Annotated in this window: 16 protein-coding genes; 3 read left to right on the top strand and 13 right to left on the bottom strand. The window is 44.2% G+C overall.

What is annotated here, in order from left to right; translation table 11 throughout:
- Positions 1-13: 13 nt before the first annotated feature.
- From glpG to gntX, 4 genes are all read right to left on the bottom strand, one after another.
- Positions 14-874, bottom strand: a complete 861-nt coding sequence (gene glpG / locus ABLA76_RS11130; protein ID WP_348987962.1) for a rhomboid family intramembrane serine protease GlpG — start codon at positions 872-874, stop codon at positions 14-16.
- Positions 875-950: 76 nt separating this feature from the next.
- The gene (glpE, locus tag ABLA76_RS11125) at positions 951-1,274 is read right to left on the bottom strand and encodes a thiosulfate sulfurtransferase GlpE (protein ID WP_047766399.1); all 324 of its coding nucleotides are present in this window, start codon (positions 1,272-1,274) and stop codon (positions 951-953) included.
- Between the two features lie 174 nt (positions 1,275-1,448).
- Positions 1,449-2,024, bottom strand: coding sequence for a Fe-S biogenesis protein NfuA (nfuA, locus tag ABLA76_RS11120; RefSeq protein ID WP_047766400.1), 576 nt, complete (start codon positions 2,022-2,024; stop codon positions 1,449-1,451).
- 59 nt (positions 2,025-2,083) lie between these two features.
- On the bottom strand, positions 2,084-2,767 hold the full coding sequence (gntX, locus tag ABLA76_RS11115; RefSeq protein ID WP_285809068.1) for a DNA utilization protein GntX: 684 nt from the start codon (positions 2,765-2,767) through the stop codon (positions 2,084-2,086).
- Positions 2,768-2,805: 38 nt separating this feature from the next.
- Here gntX and bioH point away from each other — a divergent pair, with 38 nt between their 5' ends.
- A complete protein-coding gene (gene bioH / locus ABLA76_RS11110; protein ID WP_348987961.1) occupies positions 2,806-3,573 on the top strand; it encodes a pimeloyl-ACP methyl ester esterase BioH in 768 nt (255 codons plus the stop codon).
- 62 nt (positions 3,574-3,635) lie between these two features.
- On the opposite strand, the gene ABLA76_RS11105 is transcribed toward bioH, so the two are convergent.
- Positions 3,636-4,079: an OsmC family protein gene (locus tag ABLA76_RS11105; protein ID WP_348987960.1), complete on the bottom strand. Its 444-nt coding sequence runs from the start codon at positions 4,077-4,079 to the stop codon at positions 3,636-3,638.
- A 339-nt stretch (positions 4,080-4,418) separates the two neighbouring features.
- Between ABLA76_RS11105 and ABLA76_RS11100 the strand changes: the two genes are divergently transcribed.
- Positions 4,419-5,243 (top strand): helix-turn-helix transcriptional regulator, encoded by an 825-nt coding sequence (locus tag ABLA76_RS11100; protein ID WP_348987959.1) that lies wholly within the window; start codon positions 4,419-4,421, stop codon positions 5,241-5,243.
- A gap of 50 nt (positions 5,244-5,293) precedes the next feature.
- Here ABLA76_RS11100 and ABLA76_RS11095 read toward each other — a convergent pair whose 3' ends face one another.
- From ABLA76_RS11095 to ABLA76_RS11060, 8 genes are all read right to left on the bottom strand, one after another.
- Positions 5,294-6,802 carry a DHA2 family efflux MFS transporter permease subunit gene (locus ABLA76_RS11095; RefSeq protein WP_348987958.1) on the bottom strand — a complete coding sequence of 503 codons (1,509 nt, stop codon included), beginning with the start codon at positions 6,800-6,802 and terminating at the stop codon, positions 5,294-5,296.
- Between the two features lie 13 nt (positions 6,803-6,815).
- Positions 6,816-8,003, bottom strand: coding sequence for a multidrug efflux MFS transporter periplasmic adaptor subunit EmrA (emrA, locus tag ABLA76_RS11090; protein ID WP_348987957.1), 1,188 nt, complete (start codon positions 8,001-8,003; stop codon positions 6,816-6,818).
- Between the two features lie 511 nt (positions 8,004-8,514).
- On the bottom strand, positions 8,515-8,802 hold the full coding sequence (locus tag ABLA76_RS11085) for a transposase (RefSeq protein ID WP_348987956.1): 288 nt from the start codon (positions 8,800-8,802) through the stop codon (positions 8,515-8,517).
- Positions 8,803-9,080: 278 nt separating this feature from the next.
- Positions 9,081-9,320, bottom strand: a complete 240-nt coding sequence (locus ABLA76_RS11080; RefSeq protein ID WP_047766404.1) for a FeoC-like transcriptional regulator — start codon at positions 9,318-9,320, stop codon at positions 9,081-9,083.
- 23 nt (positions 9,321-9,343) lie between these two features.
- Entirely contained in the window at positions 9,344-11,659 is a 2,316-nt protein-coding gene (feoB, locus tag ABLA76_RS11075) for a Fe(2+) transporter permease subunit FeoB (RefSeq protein WP_348988005.1), read from the bottom strand.
- 73 nt (positions 11,660-11,732) lie between these two features.
- Positions 11,733-11,960: a ferrous iron transporter A gene (gene feoA / locus ABLA76_RS11070; protein WP_047766405.1), complete on the bottom strand. Its 228-nt coding sequence runs from the start codon at positions 11,958-11,960 to the stop codon at positions 11,733-11,735.
- Positions 11,961-12,286: 326 nt separating this feature from the next.
- A complete protein-coding gene (locus tag ABLA76_RS11065) occupies positions 12,287-12,811 on the bottom strand; it encodes a pyridoxamine 5'-phosphate oxidase family protein (RefSeq protein WP_348987955.1) in 525 nt (174 codons plus the stop codon).
- 314 nt (positions 12,812-13,125) lie between these two features.
- Entirely contained in the window at positions 13,126-15,462 is a 2,337-nt protein-coding gene (locus ABLA76_RS11060; protein ID WP_348987954.1) for a Tex family protein, read from the bottom strand.
- A 273-nt stretch (positions 15,463-15,735) separates the two neighbouring features.
- Here ABLA76_RS11060 and greB point away from each other — a divergent pair, with 273 nt between their 5' ends.
- On the top strand, positions 15,736-16,218 hold the full coding sequence (greB, locus tag ABLA76_RS11055; RefSeq protein WP_348987953.1) for a transcription elongation factor GreB: 483 nt from the start codon (positions 15,736-15,738) through the stop codon (positions 16,216-16,218).
- Positions 16,219-16,282 lie beyond the last annotated feature (64 nt).

Here is a 16,282-nt window from a genome sequence, read left to right as displayed (position 1 = left end):
TGAAACTCGAAATCTATTGGGGCTTATTTGGCATTTTTTGGTTTTTTTGTTTGCGCAAATTATCCCATAACCCCATTAATAACCCGATGATTAATCCTGCAACATGGGCGGCATTGGCGATGTTTAACGAAAATAGATCGAAATAACCCACCAACAACCAAATGACAGAGACAGCGATTAATCCTCTGGGAGCACTGATCCCACGTTTTGGGGAGATTTCACCGGTTAGCCAAACATATCCGATCAGTGCGTAGACGACACCGGATAATCCCCCGAAATTAGATCCGCTGAATAATGATTGCGCCCAATTACTGAAAATGGCTGACACTATCGTAATTTCAAACAGTTTGCTGCCCCCAATTTTCTGCTCTACCTGGCTGCCGAAATACCACCATAAGGCAAGATTAAAGAGCAGGTGTGTCAGAGAGAAATGCAATAGAGCTGGGCTTATCCAGCGCCATAATTCCAGATACTGATCACTGTTGGCTGGCCACGCTAACCAGTTCATCACATCCGCTATGCCTGCCATTGCTATCCAGAGGTAAACGAGGATGCAGAGCAGGGTTATGGCAATAGTCAGTGGGCCAGATTGGTTTTTGAGCGTACTTAAATTCAGGTTGTTATGATACTTGAAGAAGCTGACAGATTTGCCTGTTTGCCAACTGGCAGCTTGATAGCGTTCATTCAGTGGATCGCGAGCAAAGTGGCGAAGTTCCTCTTCAACCTGACTTCGTTGGCTATCATCCTCTAACCAGAGTTCAACTAATGGTGGCTCATTGGTGGGCCGCATGGTCAAATGAATGCCCTGCGTCGCCATATAATCAATAAAGGCCTGAGCCAGCCGAGGATTAGATATTGAGGTTATATGGATCATTGCTCGTCTTATCTCTGCCTTAAGTTGAGGTTAATTACACTGGAGTTAATGGCATTAAAATCAATGTATTAAATGTTTATTGAGTATGGACAGCGTGAGGATAGTCTTTTTGCCAGCCTTCAAAACCGCCATTGACACTATAAACGGTCTCAAAACCCATATTGATCAGGTACTGTGCTGCGCCCTGACTGCTATGACCGTGGTAACACATCACCATGACCGGCTGGTCAAAATCCGCTTCCTGTAGGAAGCCATTGAGTGTTTCATTTGTTAGGTGAAACGCATTGGTTGCGTGTCCAGCATGGAAGCTTTGTGGATCGCGGATATCAACCATGACTGCGGTTTTATCGAGCCAATGTTGGTAAGCCTGTTCAGGCGTTATCGTTTGAAAATGGTTCATAAATACTCAACGTAGTTTCTAAGATTTTTATTTTCAATATATTCATTTCTGAATAGTCGTCTGGTATGACCTGACTGTCTTCCCAATATTAACCATTGGGAAGACATAGAAATTGAGATAGAAAACGTCAGAAACAGAAAAATGGTTAAAAACTGTCAAAATAAGAATGAAAAATCAGTAATATGAATGTTCACCGCGCTGGTGCTCAGTCAGATCTCTCACGCCTTTTAATTCAGGAAATAGCTGTAATAACTGTTTTTCGATCCCCTCTTTCAGAGTGACATCGACCATTGAACAGCCGTTACATCCACCACCGAATTGCAGGATAGCATAGTCTTCATCGGTGATTTCCATCAGGCTGACACGACCCCCATGCCCAGCTAGCTGCGGATTGATCTGCGATTGCAGGACGTATTCAACACGATCAATCAGTGGGGCATCATCCGCCACTTTACGCATTTTAGCGTTCGGGGCTTTCAGGGTCAGTTGGGAACCCAATTGATCGGTCACAAAATCAATGACGGCCTCTTCCAGAAAAGGGACACTAATTTCATCAACATAAGCAGAGAGTTGATCAAACTTCAATTCGGTGTCAGTGGCTTCAACAGCATCCGGTGGGCAATAGGAGACACCGCATTCAGCGGTCGGCGTTCCTGGATTAATAACAAAGACGCGGATCTGTGTGCCCGGTTCTTGATTTGCCAGTAGCTTGGCAAAATGTGCTTGCGCTGCTTCAGTAATATTAATCATGTCATTTGCTCAATAGTTGACTGTTCTAGTTGGTTATAATACGCCCATTTATAAAGGAACTACAAGGTTCGGCATATTGCCCAAGCCTGTACAGAGCGAGCGCCAGCACGAATCATCAACTGTGACGTTTCATGCAGCGTTGTGCCCGTGGTGATCACATCGTCGAAAATAGCGACATGTTGATCGGTAAAATCGCCCTGTAATTGAAAGGCTTGCTTAAGATTGGTTCTCCTTTGGGCGGCAGATAAGCCCCGCTGCGTGAGTGTAGCACGTGAGCGGCGTAAAAAATCGGGTTGATATGGACATTGCAGCCAACGTGATAGGGATCGGGTAATGAGTTCAATGTGATCGAAACCACGTTGCCAGCGTTTTCTGCTGTGCAGAGGAATACCCAGTATGCAATCTGGTTTATGCCAGCGGCCTTCACGATAGCCTTGCAACCAATGCAGCAGGAACACCCGCGCCAGCATTGGTGCGAGTTGTGGGGTGCTGTAATATTTGTATTGTTGAATAAGCTGGCTTAATGGTGGGGTGTAATCCGTAATGGCGATCAAATGTTGCCATGCAGGGGGATTCCTTATGCATCGTCCACAGGGAAGGTTGCCGGATTCAGAAGGCAATGCACAGCGTGGACAGACATGTTGCAGCCGCTTTAAGTGACGGTAGCAGCTGTTGCAGATCCCATGATGGGCAAAATACAAATTTTGATGGCATAGCCAACAGTATCCAACCATTGTTAGCATAGTTTCCTTCCTTGGTGACAAATAAAGTGAGAATAACAATGAATCAGTTGTTTTGGCAGACAATTGGCGATGCGCCACGTGATCTTGTGATGCTGCACGGATGGGGGCTAAATTCTGAGGTTTGGCGCTCAGTGGAAACGCGATTGGCTCCGCATTTTCGTTTGCATCTAGTGGATTTGCCGGGTTATGGGCGTAGCCAATCGCATTCGGCTCTGTCATTGGCGGATATGGCGGACACTGTATGGCAGCAGGCGCCAGAGAATGCCTTGTGGCTAGGCTGGTCTTTAGGTGGATTGGTGGCTAGCCGGATTGCTTTGGATCATCCGGCACACGTTGCGGGTTTGATAACCGTGGCCTCCTCGCCAAAATTTAGTGCTGATGGCGACTGGCCGGGCATTAAGCCAGAGGTCTTGAAGGCATTTGAGCATCAATTGAGTGCGGATTTTCAAAAGACGGTTGAACGTTTTCTGGCTTTGCAGACCTTAGGAACAGACAGCGCCCGTCAGGATGCCCGTGTACTGAAATCAGTGATACTGAATCAGCCGATGCCGACAGTCGAGGTACTTAATGCCGGTTTGGAAATCCTGCGCACTGATGATCTAAGGGAGGAGTTATCCCAACTTCAATTACCTTTCCTGCGCCTTTATGGTTATCTTGATGGTTTGGTGCCGCGTAAGATTGCTTCACAGCTTGACAAGGCATGGCCACATACGCACTCCGTTCTTATGCGCAACGCTGCCCATGCGCCTTTTATTTCCCATCCTGATGAGTTTGTGGAAGCGTTAAAGAATTTTGTGGCAGGGTAATCAATTGATTTGTCATTATTGATAATTACCCATAACATTAATTGTTATGGGTAATCGATAAGTTATCTTGAGGAATAAACCTCAGTCACAATTTCAGGTGTATTGACCATTGTGTCGCGAATAGGGCAATTGCTCTCGACAAAATCAATAAAATCTCGTATCTCTTGTTCAGTATTATCTGCTTTGATATAGAATTTGGAGGTGATTTTGGAAAAGCCCATTTTGGCGTTTTTATTTATACCTTTGACGCCATCAAGATCTAATTCACCCTCTAGTTCTATTTTGATATCGATCAGATTTATTTTATGGGCACTGGCAAAGCTTTTCGCCACCATCCCCTGACAGGCACCGAAAGCGGAAAGTAAGGCTTCTACAGGGGTCATTGCTTCATTTTTTCCTCCCAGACTTTCCGGTTCATCTAAATGAAAGAAAAAGTTTCGTGAGGAGCATTTCATTTTCAGAGGGCCTACAGACTCCACAGTTGCAGTAAATAACTCTTTAGACATATTATTATCCTTATGTTGTTAATAATGATATAAATTTAAACCAAATAATAAGGAACTCTCTTTTAGTTTTCCATTTTAATGGATGTAATAAAGTTTAGTTCCAGGTAATAACATAAATTATATTAAGGTAGTGATTAAATTTGTTTTTGTGAAAGTATTTTCAGAGAGTAAAGAATAAATATTTTTCACCCTTTTTACATGTGGGATTTATTTTTCATATTATCCTTAACAGATTGTCATAATACTAAACTACATATCAGCTAAAAGATTAATGTAGAGAACATTGCAAGTTAAGGTAGACTATATTCACTCACTGCTTTGTTGATAAGGATTGAGGCTATGCTATCAAATATTCAAGCTGCCCCTAAGGTTATCCGGCAATATAAACATGCTACTAGTGAATTAAACTTTCTTTACAATGTATCAACCAAATGGCACCAACATCCCTGTATTCAACTCAGCCTGTCTTTACATAGACATGAGTTGCTCACCTTATCAATACAGGATAAGACTCACTCCTCTCATGGTTTTCTTATTCGTTCAAATGTGATGCATAAGCTGGATTCATCCAATACGTGTAGCATTACATTGCTCATTGAACCGATCGATGAGCACTACCACTTATTCAGCCATCTCACGGAGGAACTGGCCGTCATTTCACTGGGGTATGATGACATTGTGGCAGTAACGGATTATCTAATTAAGTCGTTTCTTTGTGGTGAAAAACCTGACACCTTCGCTATTTACTTGTTACTTAGCTCATACCCGCCATGCCACTGCCAGTTTGATAAACGTATTTTGAAAGCTGTTACGTTTATCGAATCGCTATCAGTAAAGCGGATTTCATCCCGTCAGGTCGCTGATAAAATTTACCTTTCTGAAAGCCGTTTTTTACATCTTTTCCGCGATCAAGTGGGAATTAATTTTCGCGCTTACTTGCTGTGGTTACGCTTAAGTGATGCTATTGAAGAAATTTATATGACCGATTCTTTAACATTGATTGCCAATAACTGTGGTTTTTCTGATACAGCTCATTTTAGCCGGACATGCAAAATGGCATATGGAATACGTCCTTCTGACCTTAAATATATAATCCAACAAAATCTACAGTTCAACTGTAACACCGCGCAATGCCTCTATAACATCAGTAAACAAGCAATATAAAATAATTACTGAGAGACAAAAACATAATGAAAAACAAGTAGACCCTCGAATCATTTAGACGCTAAATTCGATCTGGACAACCAAAGAATCAAAATTAGTGCCAGAAAAATAAAACCAAAGAGCCAGAAAATCTCGTTAGCTGCCAGAATTAAACTCTGGTTGGTAATTTTTTTCGCGAGAAAAATGGTTGCCTGTAAGTCAGATAATCCCAGTAGCTTGATATCTTGATAAGCTAAGTCAACAAGAGCGTTATTTTGTGTGATGTTTTCAGTGAGCTGAGAATGGTGAACAGCTTCACGTCGAGACCACAATGTATTGGTTAACGATGTACCTATCGATATAGCCAAGGTTCGAAAGAAGTTAAACAAGCTTCCTGCAGAAGCGAGCTTTTCCTGAGGGATATCAGATAAAATAATCACGTTGAGTGGCATGATGAAGCAGGCAATCGCTATCCCCTGTACAAACTGTGGCCATGCTGCGCTGGAAAAATCCATTCCAGACTCAAAAGTATGCGCCCGCCAAAAAAAGCAGAAAGAGAAGACAATAAAGCTGAGGGTGACTAAATAGCGCATATCAATTTTAGCGCCAAATCGGCCAATAACCGGGGCTAGAAAAATGGGAAGGATGCCGAGAGGCGCTAATGCAAACCCTGCCCAAGTAGCGGTGTAGCCAAAAACTGTCTGCAATAACTGGGGTTGTAAGACCAAGACGCCAATATGCAATAGAAATGCCAAACTGATACAAATCGTGCCCACCGTAAAATTACGTGATTTAAACAGGGATAAATCAACAATCGGGTTATCATCAGTCACTTCCCAAATGACAAATAGGATGATACCTATCGTTGCAATGATAGTCAGCGCGATGATCTCATTGGAATTAAACCAATCGAGTTCCTTCCCTCTGTCCAACATAAGTTGTAAGCAACCAATACCGACAACCAGTAGAACTAAGCCCACTTTATCAACCGGGATAACCTCAGTTTTGGTTTCGCGCTTACTTAGCAGTAAGTAAGTAATAAAAATAGCGACCAAACCAATGGGAACGTTGATTAAGAAAATCCATCCCCAGTGGACGTTATCGCTAATCCATCCACCGAGTATCGGCCCACAAACAGGGGCTATAATGACGGTCATAGACCAAATGGCCAAAGCCATACTGTGTTGAGACTTAGGAAAATTTGCCAGCAACAAGCTTTGCGATAAGGGGATGATAGGGCCTGAAACCGCGCCTTGTATGATTCTGGTAACAATGAGCATTTCAAGGCTATTGGATATGCCACATAGCCAGGATGAAATAATGAAAAGCACGGTCGAAATAACAAACAGCCGCACTTCCCCGATTCGTTTTGCCAACCACCCAGTCAAAGGGATACAGATAGCATTAGCAACACCAAATGAGGTGATAACCCAAGTGCCTTGTGAAACGGATGATCCAAGATCACCTGCAATGGTTGACAAGGCTACGTTAGCGATCGTCAAATCCAGGATTTGCAGAAAAGCGATAATCGCCAGGGACAGGATTAACCACCAGCGCTGGTTGACTGATAAAAGTTCCATAGCTGTGTGATCCTTAATTTTCATTACTTGTATTGCTTTTTATGATTTGTTCAATAATTTCATCTACTTCTCTATTATCGAATGAGAGAACATCTGTCTGGTAAATAATCCGTTGCGGCGTTTTGTCAGCCAGAGTTGTACCTTCTGTTTTTCTCGTATCAACAGTTGCATGCATTGATAAACCAATTCGTAATGGGCTGAGGGCAATTTGTTCCGGATCTAATTCAATACGTACAGGGAGGCGCTGTACCACTTTAATCCAGTTACCTGTCGCGTTCTGAGCGGGTAGAATGGAAAAAGCACTGCCGGTTCCCATATCCATACCAGCAATACGCCCCTGATAAGTAATATCATCACCATAAAAATCGCTGATTAACTTGACGGGTTGCCCCAGACGCATATCAGTAAACTGTACTTCTTTGAAGTTTGCTTCAACCCATAATTGGTCAGAAGGGACGATTATCATCAATGGCGTAGATTGATTGATCTGGGCGCCAACTTGGACACTACGACGTGATACATATCCACTTACCGGCGCATAAATTTTAGTACGTTGCAGGGATAGCCAAGTTTCACGTACATTGGATACAGCCTTTTCTATATTAGGCAGCTTTTCTAGCGGTGTTCCCATAACTAAGGCCTGATTAATCTTATACTGCTGCATGGCGACTTTTAAATCTGCTTTGGCAATATCGACAGCCTTACGGGCATGATCCAACTCTTCAACAGCTATGACATTGACCTTTCCTAATTTTTCCCGTCTTGCCAGATTACTTTTTAGTTTGTCTAAAGTGAGCTGTTTTAATTCCACATTAGCCAGAAGTTTGGGATTACTCAGGATAGTTTCTTGTGTTTCACGCACGGCTTGGGCTAACGCATGTTTACTCTTCCCGAAGGCATTTTCAGCGTCAGCGCTATCCAAAGTTAATAGAAGGTCACCCTGTTGAACGAAATCGGTGTTATCAACATAAATGTTTTTTACGCTGCCATGGGTTTGTGACATGACCTGAACTTGATTACCGACAACATAAGCATTATCTGTTGATTGGTAGAAACGCAATACCATGTACCAATAAAGTAGATAAGCTGCACCGGAGAACAAAAAAAATAATATAACAACAGAAAGTATTATTTTTCGCTTTTTATTATTTTTTTCTCCTTGTAGTGGCTCAGGCATAGTTTCAACTTTATTGTTTCCCATGTTCGACTCCAATTAATTAAATTAATAACATATCCAAAATTTATATTGGTATGCTACCGACAGGCATCCGTATTTTTCATGTGACTTGCATAGAATGAATTCCATAGTTAGGCGTTATGCTCACTAACACCTTGAAGGTATTCGGTATATGCATTTTATAACTTAATAACATGATTGGATTGAATAATCTGGCTGAGGTGGAAGCGGTGTAATGTTAAGTAAGATTTATGCAATAATGGCGAGAAAAGTAAGGGCCGTATGTAAATGATTTACAAAGTAAATAAAAATAGCCAGTTTATTCAAGCAAAATCAAAAAACGATAGTTAAATTTGCTTTTGCAAAAAGTGCTTACACGAATTGCTTATACATATGACGGAATCAATATAATCTGACATATTCAATATGCTCTGTAAACAACTCATCAACTGAACATCTTTTTTGCTTTCCTTGCCGCTTTTGCTCCTCCCCATTTGTGTTCTATCGGGTTCAAATCCGGACTATAAGCGGAAAGCTATTCCCGTTGACATCGGCTGTCTGCTATCGCTTGTGTCGTGTCATTTCGTTTATGGAACGACACATTATCCATCACTATCACTGCTCCGTGTGGAGGCTTTGGCAGCAAATCCTGCGTTATCCACGCATAAAAAACATCGGCATTAATATTCCCGGTAAATAAGCTTAAGGTGACGAAGGTATTGTCGAGAATGGCACCAATGACGTTGATACGGCCTTTTGCGTGCCAGTCATGCGTACCAAAACAGCGTACCCCTTTTTCCGAATATCCCTGTTTACGTGGCATCGATTGAGTAAAACCACTTTCAGTCCGTTAATCACTAACCCACCGATTTTAGTCGGTGGTTGTTGAGTGTAGGCAGAGATGCACAACGGGTCGCACAGTGGGTTGAACAAAAGCTGGGGTCTTAACCCTGCGATATGACCAAAAAATGGAATAAACGTGACCAGTCATTATTGTTTATTCCATTCTTGATGCTATTCAATCGGTAATGATCCTTTATCGGATGGGTTTATCTTGCGTAAGATATCTTTTCATTTTTGTTCCATAAAGCCGTTCATCCCTTATTTTTTTACGCCAAGCTGATATGTTTTAGTATCACATTTCTGTGTTTCCGGGCACTGCTTGCAGCCCCCGCTGAGGCAGGAGGAAGCATCCACTTCCTCCAGTTTACCCATTATGACAAGCTGCTTGAGCATGGCTTCTACCATTGGCAGCGGTGCTGAGAACTGATGGCTCAATGACCTGGCATCGGTACGCCCGTTGAGGGCAACAGCATCTCTGATTTTCAGCAGGTTAATCATTTATGGCTCCTCAATGGCTCCGGCTAGTGACAGCTATTGTTTGAACATTCGCAACTATGGTCAGCAGCAGCGTTGTTGAATGTCACAGTGACTCGGCTGCGTGCGCGGCGTAAACCAATAACTATCAGAATGTTAAACAGGATCACGGCCAGAATGGTGATCAGGCTACTTTGTGGATGAGCTGAAAACGTTGTGATTTGATAAAACAGGGCTGACAGAGAATAAGCGACGTTTAATCCCCATAGAATCGAGAATGTCATCCAGCCACGGCTGGTCTCACGGGCAATGGCACCCATCACGGAAACGCAGGGTACGTACAGCAACACGAAAATCAGGTAACTGTAAGCGGAAATGGCAGAGCCAAATTTGGCGCTCATGGTTCCCATAGAGCTGCGATCCATGTTGCCATCACCTTTACTGGCTTCAATCGGGTTAGAAAGTGCGCTCAAAGTGAAGGTTTCTTTCAAGCTATCCCACGTTTCGGCGACAGAAACCTTGAGTTGATCCAGTAAATTAAATTCATCTGGATTAAATGGCTCTTGAGCAATGTTTTCTGCGGTATAGAGGGTATTTAGGGTTCCTACAACCACTTCTTTTGCCATCGCACCAGTAATAAGCCCGACGGTGGCTTGCCAGTTATCGGAATGCACACCGAGAGGTTGCAAAACAGGAGTGAGCACTTTACTGACGGAAGCCAGCGCCGATTCGTTGATATTGTCTACGGTCTTACCGGAGAAGGAGAAACTGTTCAGGGCACCAATCAACATGCTTGCTGCGACAATCACTTTACCTGCGCGTATGACAAAACCTTTCAGCCTTTGCCATGTCTGGAGCAGCAGAGTTTTGGCATGGGGAACGTGATAAACCGGCAGTTCCATGATAAATGGCGATGCTTCACCGCGCATTAGCGTGAATTTCAATAGCAGCCCTGTCAGGATGGCGATAACAATCCCCAGAATATACAGGGAGAAAACGATGCTTGCGCCCTCTTTGCCGAAGAAAGCCGCAGCAAAGACGGCAAAGATCGCCAACCTTGCCCCGCAGGACATAAACGGTGCCATCATGATGGTAATCAGGCGTTCACGCGGCGCATCCAGTGTCCTTGAACCCATGACGGCAGGCACGTTACAACCAAAGCCAACAATCAGGGGCACAAAGGATTTACCCGGCAGCCCCAGGGCTTGCATCAGCCTGTCCATGACAAACGCCGCCCGTGCCATATAGCCGGAATCTTCCAGAAAGGAAAGGAACAGGTACATCATGCCAATTTGGGGCACCAGCGGCAGTACGGTATTGATACCCCCACCCACTCCTTGAGCAAGGAACACCGTTAACCAATGCGGAAAATGGAGAGTATGGCCGAGCCATTGCATTCCATCAATAAAAATGGCGGTGGAAGCGCCGTCAAAGATAGGCTGTAAGGCTCCACCAATATTGATAGCCAGTACAAACATCAGGTACATGACAAACAGGAAGACAGGCAGACCCAACCAGCGGTTCAGGATAACGGCATCTAACGCTTGGGTCAGTTTGTTGGGTGTGGCTGTGCGGGTATCAATGACTGCCAGACAAATTTCACTGATGGTTTGATAGCGAGCGCTTGCAATGATGAGGTCAGGTTCTTCGATTTGTTGTTTTTGTAAGCGTTCTCTGCTTTCAGCCAGTTGTGCGTGAGTCAGGCCGGATACTCCACGGCTGTAAATATCCCCTTCCAGGACTTGTAAAGTCAGCCAGCGGCGCTGTTGTGATGTGAATTTTTCTGCGATCTGGCTGGAAAGGTGGGAAATCTCCTGCAATAACGCATCAGGATAATTAACCTGTACAGGGCGGGTATGCTGAGGGTAATTGTCGATGGCTTTTTTTAGCGTATCTATCCCTGTGGCACGGGTTGAAACCAGTGGGATGACCGGACAGCCAAGGCGTTTTTCCAGTGCAGGAATATCAATATTGATGCGTTGATTTTGGGCGATATCCAGCATGTTCAGCGCAATGATGCAGGGAACACCCAGTTCAATCAATTGCAGTGAGAGATAAAGGTTACGTTCCAGATTAGACGCATCAATAACATTGATCAGCATATCTGCTTCACCACTGAGGATATAGTGGCAGGCGATTTGCTCATCAATGGAAGTTTGCTCGGAAATGGTGGTAAGGGAATAAGTGCCGGGAAGGTCGACAAGTTCGATCTGATGGTTATGGGTGGTAAAGTGGCCGGTTTTGCGTTCTACGGTAACGCCAGCCCAGTTTCCCACGCGTTGGTGAGAGCCGGTAAGCTGGTTAAAAAGCGTTGTTTTGCCGGCATTGGGATTACCAATCAGGCCAATGGTTAATTGTTTCATCATACTTTCTGCCAATCAGGAAAGTGAATTTCGTACCTTATATATTTCAGTACCAAATTGACTTCGGGCCTTGCTAATTCAGATCTTCATGTAACATGAGAAATGCCAGATCTTGTTTACGAAGGGTAAGGTTAACTCTGCGTGTTTCGATTTGTATTGGATCGCCCAATGGAGCGAAGCGAATGACCTGAAATGTTGAGCCAGGTAACATGCCGAGTGACAATAATTTTTGTCGGTAAGCTGGGGTAATCTTTGGAGAAAATCCCAGAATTTTATATCTGCGTTCTGGAATAAGAACCATATAAATCTCCACGCTAATTGAAAAAATAAGTGATTATAAGAATTATTATCCTCAATAATGGAAGAACCACAAGAAAAAAGTATGGTAATTTCTCTGAATTATAGTTGTTAATGATAATAATACGCAATTGCGATGTTAGCCATTTATCCTGAATAATGTGGAAATGAATTGATATTAATCAAATTAATGGTGGTTTTATTGAAAATAAATTTTTATTAAGAAGGGGAAATATTCGGAAAAAATTTTTACTGATAAGCCTCGTTAATAAACAAGGCTTATTGATTTCAATTTTATTATTAATTTAACAAATCATTTGTCGGTATTTACTAACCTTTTGGAGGATAAAGTAATTCACTCAGTGGAACCTGTATACGTTCATCATCTTGATGTTGGCTCCAGGCATCCGAATCGTATACCCACCATGCCCGAATCGCCAATTCATAGAAACGGCGTATGGCGTGGCCTTGATAGTCACTGATAGGACGGGCTTTTTTCTGTCTGATATTTTCATCAGGATAAGTTTTTAAGAAAAAATAGTCATAGGTTTCCTGTAGTCGCTCATCGGGGACTTGGCGGGCATAGCCAACGAATTGGGCGCCGGTCAGATCCAGCGATGAATCAGGCATGACCCGGCTACTGTAGATTGCACCGCTGACACGGGGATTGATATGTAATTCTTGCGAATGTCGGGTATCTTGCTTTGAGTACCAGATTAGTGTCAGTGGATTGTATTTCGGAATATAGAACATTGTCGATGACCAGGCTGAATCTTCATCTGGTTCATGGGTGGAAAGGTTGAAGAAACGTATATTGCTGAGTAGATCAAAACTGCTTTGGATATATTTATTCATGACTTTTCCTCAACAGTATGAATGCGTTCTTTATACCTAAAATGCGAAACCCATTGGGTATAAGAACATTGGAGTATTATTGATGATTCATATTATTCAATAAGTTCCCATTATGATGAGATTTATTGCGAAATGGATTATACGAAGAATTAACTAAAATATGCAGATGTCATAACTTATTCAAATTTATAACGTTAGCAATGAATAGAATTATGATGATGAAAATCATGATTTTTTCGGATATTAAAGATCCTGAACTGACACAATTGAGCCAGTTCAGGAAATCATTTAAGTTATCTAACGCTTTTTATTAATTAACGTTTTTTGTTAAAAGCCGCAGCCAATGCATCACTCATGGCGCTGTTGGCTAAAGGCGCGGAACCTGAACGCGAAGCAGGCCGGTTTCTGCCATTACCGTTACGATTATTGCGATCCTGGCGGTTACCTTCTTGGGCGCTACGGCGGGCTTGGGTTTCGCCTGGTTGCTCATCAAGACGCATGGTTAATGCAATACGTTTGCGGTTGAGGTCAACATCCATCACCTTCACTTTCACGATGTCACCTGTCTTGACGATGGTGTGTGGATCTTCCACAAAGCGATCGGAGAGGGAAGAGATATGAACCAGACCATCCTGATGGACACCGATATCCACGAATGCACCAAAATTGGTCACGTTAGTGACCGTACCTTCCAGGATCATGCCTGCTTGCAGGTCGCTCATGGTTTCAACCCCATCGGTAAATGTGGCGGTCTTAAATTCAGGACGCGGATCGCGCCCCGGTTTTTCCAGCTCTTTCAGGATATCGGTGACGGTCGGGATCCCAAATTTTTCGGTCGTGAACTCTTGGGCGCTCAGGTTACGCAAATTAGCAGGGTTGCCCATCAGTTCAGGCAGTGTCTGCTGGGTTGTTGCCAGGATCTTCTCAACCACGGGATAGGCTTCTGGGTGAACCGTTGAAGCGTCCAGCGGGTTATCACCCTGATTGATGCGCAGGAAGCCTGCACATTGCAGGAAGGCTTTGGGTCCCAGACGGCTGACTTTCAATAATTGATTACGGTTGTCGAAACGACCGTTTTCATCGCGCCAGTTCACAATATTTTGGGCAACAGTGCGCGTCAGGCCAGCAACGCGAGTCAGCAAGGCAACAGAGGCCGTATTCAGGTCAACACCGACGCTATTTACACCGTCTTCAACCACGTTATCCAGTTTTTTGGCAAGCAGGGTCTGGCTAACATCATGCTGATATTGACCCACACCGATGGATTTGGGTTCGATTTTCACCAGTTCAGCCAGTGGATCTTGCAAGCGGCGGGCAATGGAGACTGCGCCACGCAGGGAAACATCCAAATCAGGGAATTCTAGTGCAGCCAATTCAGATGCGGAATAGACAGAAGCTCCCGCTTCGCTGACCACGACTTTTTGTGCCGTAACGTCAGGATACTGTTTTTGCACGTTAACAAAGAAACGTTCTGTTTCACGGGATGCAGTGCCATTGCCAATGGCAACCAACTCCACCTGGTGTTTGGTGCACAGCGCTGCGACGATGGCAGCCGCTTTGTTTTCCTGTCCGGTGTGCGGATAAATGGTATCGGTAGCAATCAGTTTGCCTGTCGCGTCAACAACGGCGACTTTTACGCCTGTACGCAAACCCGGGTCCAGTCCCATTGTTGCACGCATACCCGCAGGCGCAGCCATCAGCAGGTCATTCAGGTTACGGGCGAATACGTTGATGGCCTCGTTTTCGGCTTTCTCACGCAGGGTGCCCATCAGTTCGGTTTCCAGATGCAGCAGCACCTTGATGCGCCATGTCCAGCTCACCACGGCTTTACGCCAATTGTCAGCCGGAGCATTGTTCAGGCGCAGGTTCAGGTGATCGGTAATAATTTGTTCGCAGTGGCTCTCTTTTGGCGCTTCCTCAAATTGTGGGTCTGCATTCAAAGAGAGTTGCAGGATGCCTTCATTGCGTCCACGGAACATAGCAAGGGCACGATGGGAAGGAACGGTGGCGATGGCTTCGTGGTGATCGAAATAATCGCTGAATTTCGCACCTTCTTCCTCTTTACCTTCGATAACTTTGGAAACCAGGTGGGCATTTTTCCATAAATATTCACGTACCTTCGCCAGCAAGGTTGCATCTTCGGCAAAACGCTCCATCAGGATATAACGTGCGCCATCCAATGCGGCCTTGGTATCAGTAACGCCCTTGTCAGCATTGACATAGGCCGCCGCCGCCAGTTCTGGTTCTTGTTGTGGATCTTGCCACAGCAGATCGGCCAGAGGCTCCAATCCGGCTTCAATGGCCGTTTGTCCACGGGTACGGCGTTTAGGTTTATAAGGCAGGTACAGATCTTCCAACTCAGTTTTGCTCAGTGTAGCGTTAATCGCTTCTGTCAGCTCAACAGTTAGTTTTCCCTGTTCCTCAATTGATTTCAGGATAGTCTGACGGCGGTTGGACAGTTCACGCAGATAACCGAGACGGCTTTCGAGTTGGCGGAGCTGTGTGTCATCCAGACCACCGGTGGCCTCTTTACGGTAACGGGCGATAAAGGGAACTGTATTTCCCTCATCAAGCAGGGAAATGGCAGCTAGGATTTGCTGTGGTTGAGCCTGTAGCTCACCGGCAATGATTCGACTTAAAGATTCATTCATGGTCTGTTTTCTTCAACTTCTTTAGGGCCTGTAGATATTCTGAGACATCAGCAGACAGAGCCGGATAAGATCAAATTTCATCTGAAACAGTATCGGCATGGTTCAAACTGGCTCCATTTATACGTGCTGAGCGCGATAATTTCCAGTTTAGCGCGATATTTCAGTTATGTTGCAGCAGAATTCATCAAATATCTTCTGAATTGGGATTGGGTTGATGAAAGTTGATAAGATATAGTACTGCGCCATTAATCCTTTTTCTCAAGTGAGTTTTTCATGGCCAAGAGTCACTATATTACCCGAGAGGGCTGGCATGTACTTGATCAGGAATTGAAATATCTCTGGAAAGTTGAACGTCCCAAAGTCACCCAAGCGGTTTCAGATGCCGCTGCATTGGGGGATCGTTCAGAGAATGCAGAGTACATTTATGGTAAAAAAAGGTTAAGGGAAATTGACCGCCGAGTACGTTTTTTGTCCAAGCGACTGGATGTACTGCAAATTGTCGATCCTGACCCGCGCCAAGAAGGGAAAGTCTTTTTTGGGGCATGGGTAAAAGTTGAAAACGAGAATGAAGAGGAACACCTGTTTCGTTTGGTAGGGCCGGATGAATTCGATCCTGCCAGGAAGTGGATCTCCATTGATTCTCCGGTGGCGAGGGCATTACTGGGTAAGCAGGTTGATGATGAAGTCACAGTGATGACACCGAATGGCGTGGTGACTTACTGGATACTGGAGATTCGCTATCAGCTTTTGGCATAAGTAGTCTTAAAATACATGTGGTTAAGTCTCTATTGGGGTTATGGGTTTTCTGTGAAAGTAATGG

The organism is Xenorhabdus sp. SGI240 (genome assembly GCF_040081915.1).
GTDB lineage: Bacteria > Pseudomonadota > Gammaproteobacteria > Enterobacterales > Enterobacteriaceae > Xenorhabdus > Xenorhabdus bakwenae.
The sequence above is the reverse complement of the archived record's forward strand: the minus strand, read 5'-3'. Positions and strand labels throughout refer to the sequence as shown.

Bases quoted from the DNA above. Each gene is read 5' to 3' on its own strand.
- glpG (WP_348987962.1), bottom strand. From the start codon at position 874: ATGATCCATATAACCTCAATATCTAATCCTCGGCTGGCTCAGGCCTTT.
- glpE (WP_047766399.1), bottom strand. From the start codon at position 1,274: ATGAACCATTTTCAAACGATAACGCCTGAACAGGCTTACCAACATTGG.
- nfuA (WP_047766400.1), bottom strand. From the start codon at position 2,024: ATGATTAATATTACTGAAGCAGCGCAAGCACATTTTGCCAAGCTACTG.
- gntX (WP_285809068.1), bottom strand. From the start codon at position 2,767: ATGCTAACAATGGTTGGATACTGTTGGCTATGCCATCAAAATTTGTAT.
- bioH (WP_348987961.1), top strand. From the start codon at position 2,806: ATGAATCAGTTGTTTTGGCAGACAATTGGCGATGCGCCACGTGATCTT.
- ABLA76_RS11105 (WP_348987960.1), bottom strand. From the start codon at position 4,079: ATGTCTAAAGAGTTATTTACTGCAACTGTGGAGTCTGTAGGCCCTCTG.
- ABLA76_RS11100 (WP_348987959.1), top strand. From the start codon at position 4,419: ATGCTATCAAATATTCAAGCTGCCCCTAAGGTTATCCGGCAATATAAA.
- ABLA76_RS11095 (WP_348987958.1), bottom strand. From the start codon at position 6,802: ATGGAACTTTTATCAGTCAACCAGCGCTGGTGGTTAATCCTGTCCCTG.
- emrA (WP_348987957.1), bottom strand. From the start codon at position 8,003: ATGGGAAACAATAAAGTTGAAACTATGCCTGAGCCACTACAAGGAGAA.
- ABLA76_RS11085 (WP_348987956.1), bottom strand. From the start codon at position 8,802: ATGCCACGTAAACAGGGATATTCGGAAAAAGGGGTACGCTGTTTTGGT.
- ABLA76_RS11080 (WP_047766404.1), bottom strand. From the start codon at position 9,320: ATGATTAACCTGCTGAAAATCAGAGATGCTGTTGCCCTCAACGGGCGT.
- feoB (WP_348988005.1), bottom strand. From the start codon at position 11,659: ATGAAACAATTAACCATTGGCCTGATTGGTAATCCCAATGCCGGCAAA.
- feoA (WP_047766405.1), bottom strand. From the start codon at position 11,960: ATGGTTCTTATTCCAGAACGCAGATATAAAATTCTGGGATTTTCTCCA.
- ABLA76_RS11065 (WP_348987955.1), bottom strand. From the start codon at position 12,811: ATGAATAAATATATCCAAAGCAGTTTTGATCTACTCAGCAATATACGT.
- ABLA76_RS11060 (WP_348987954.1), bottom strand. From the start codon at position 15,462: ATGAATGAATCTTTAAGTCGAATCATTGCCGGTGAGCTACAGGCTCAA.
- greB (WP_348987953.1), top strand. From the start codon at position 15,736: ATGGCCAAGAGTCACTATATTACCCGAGAGGGCTGGCATGTACTTGAT.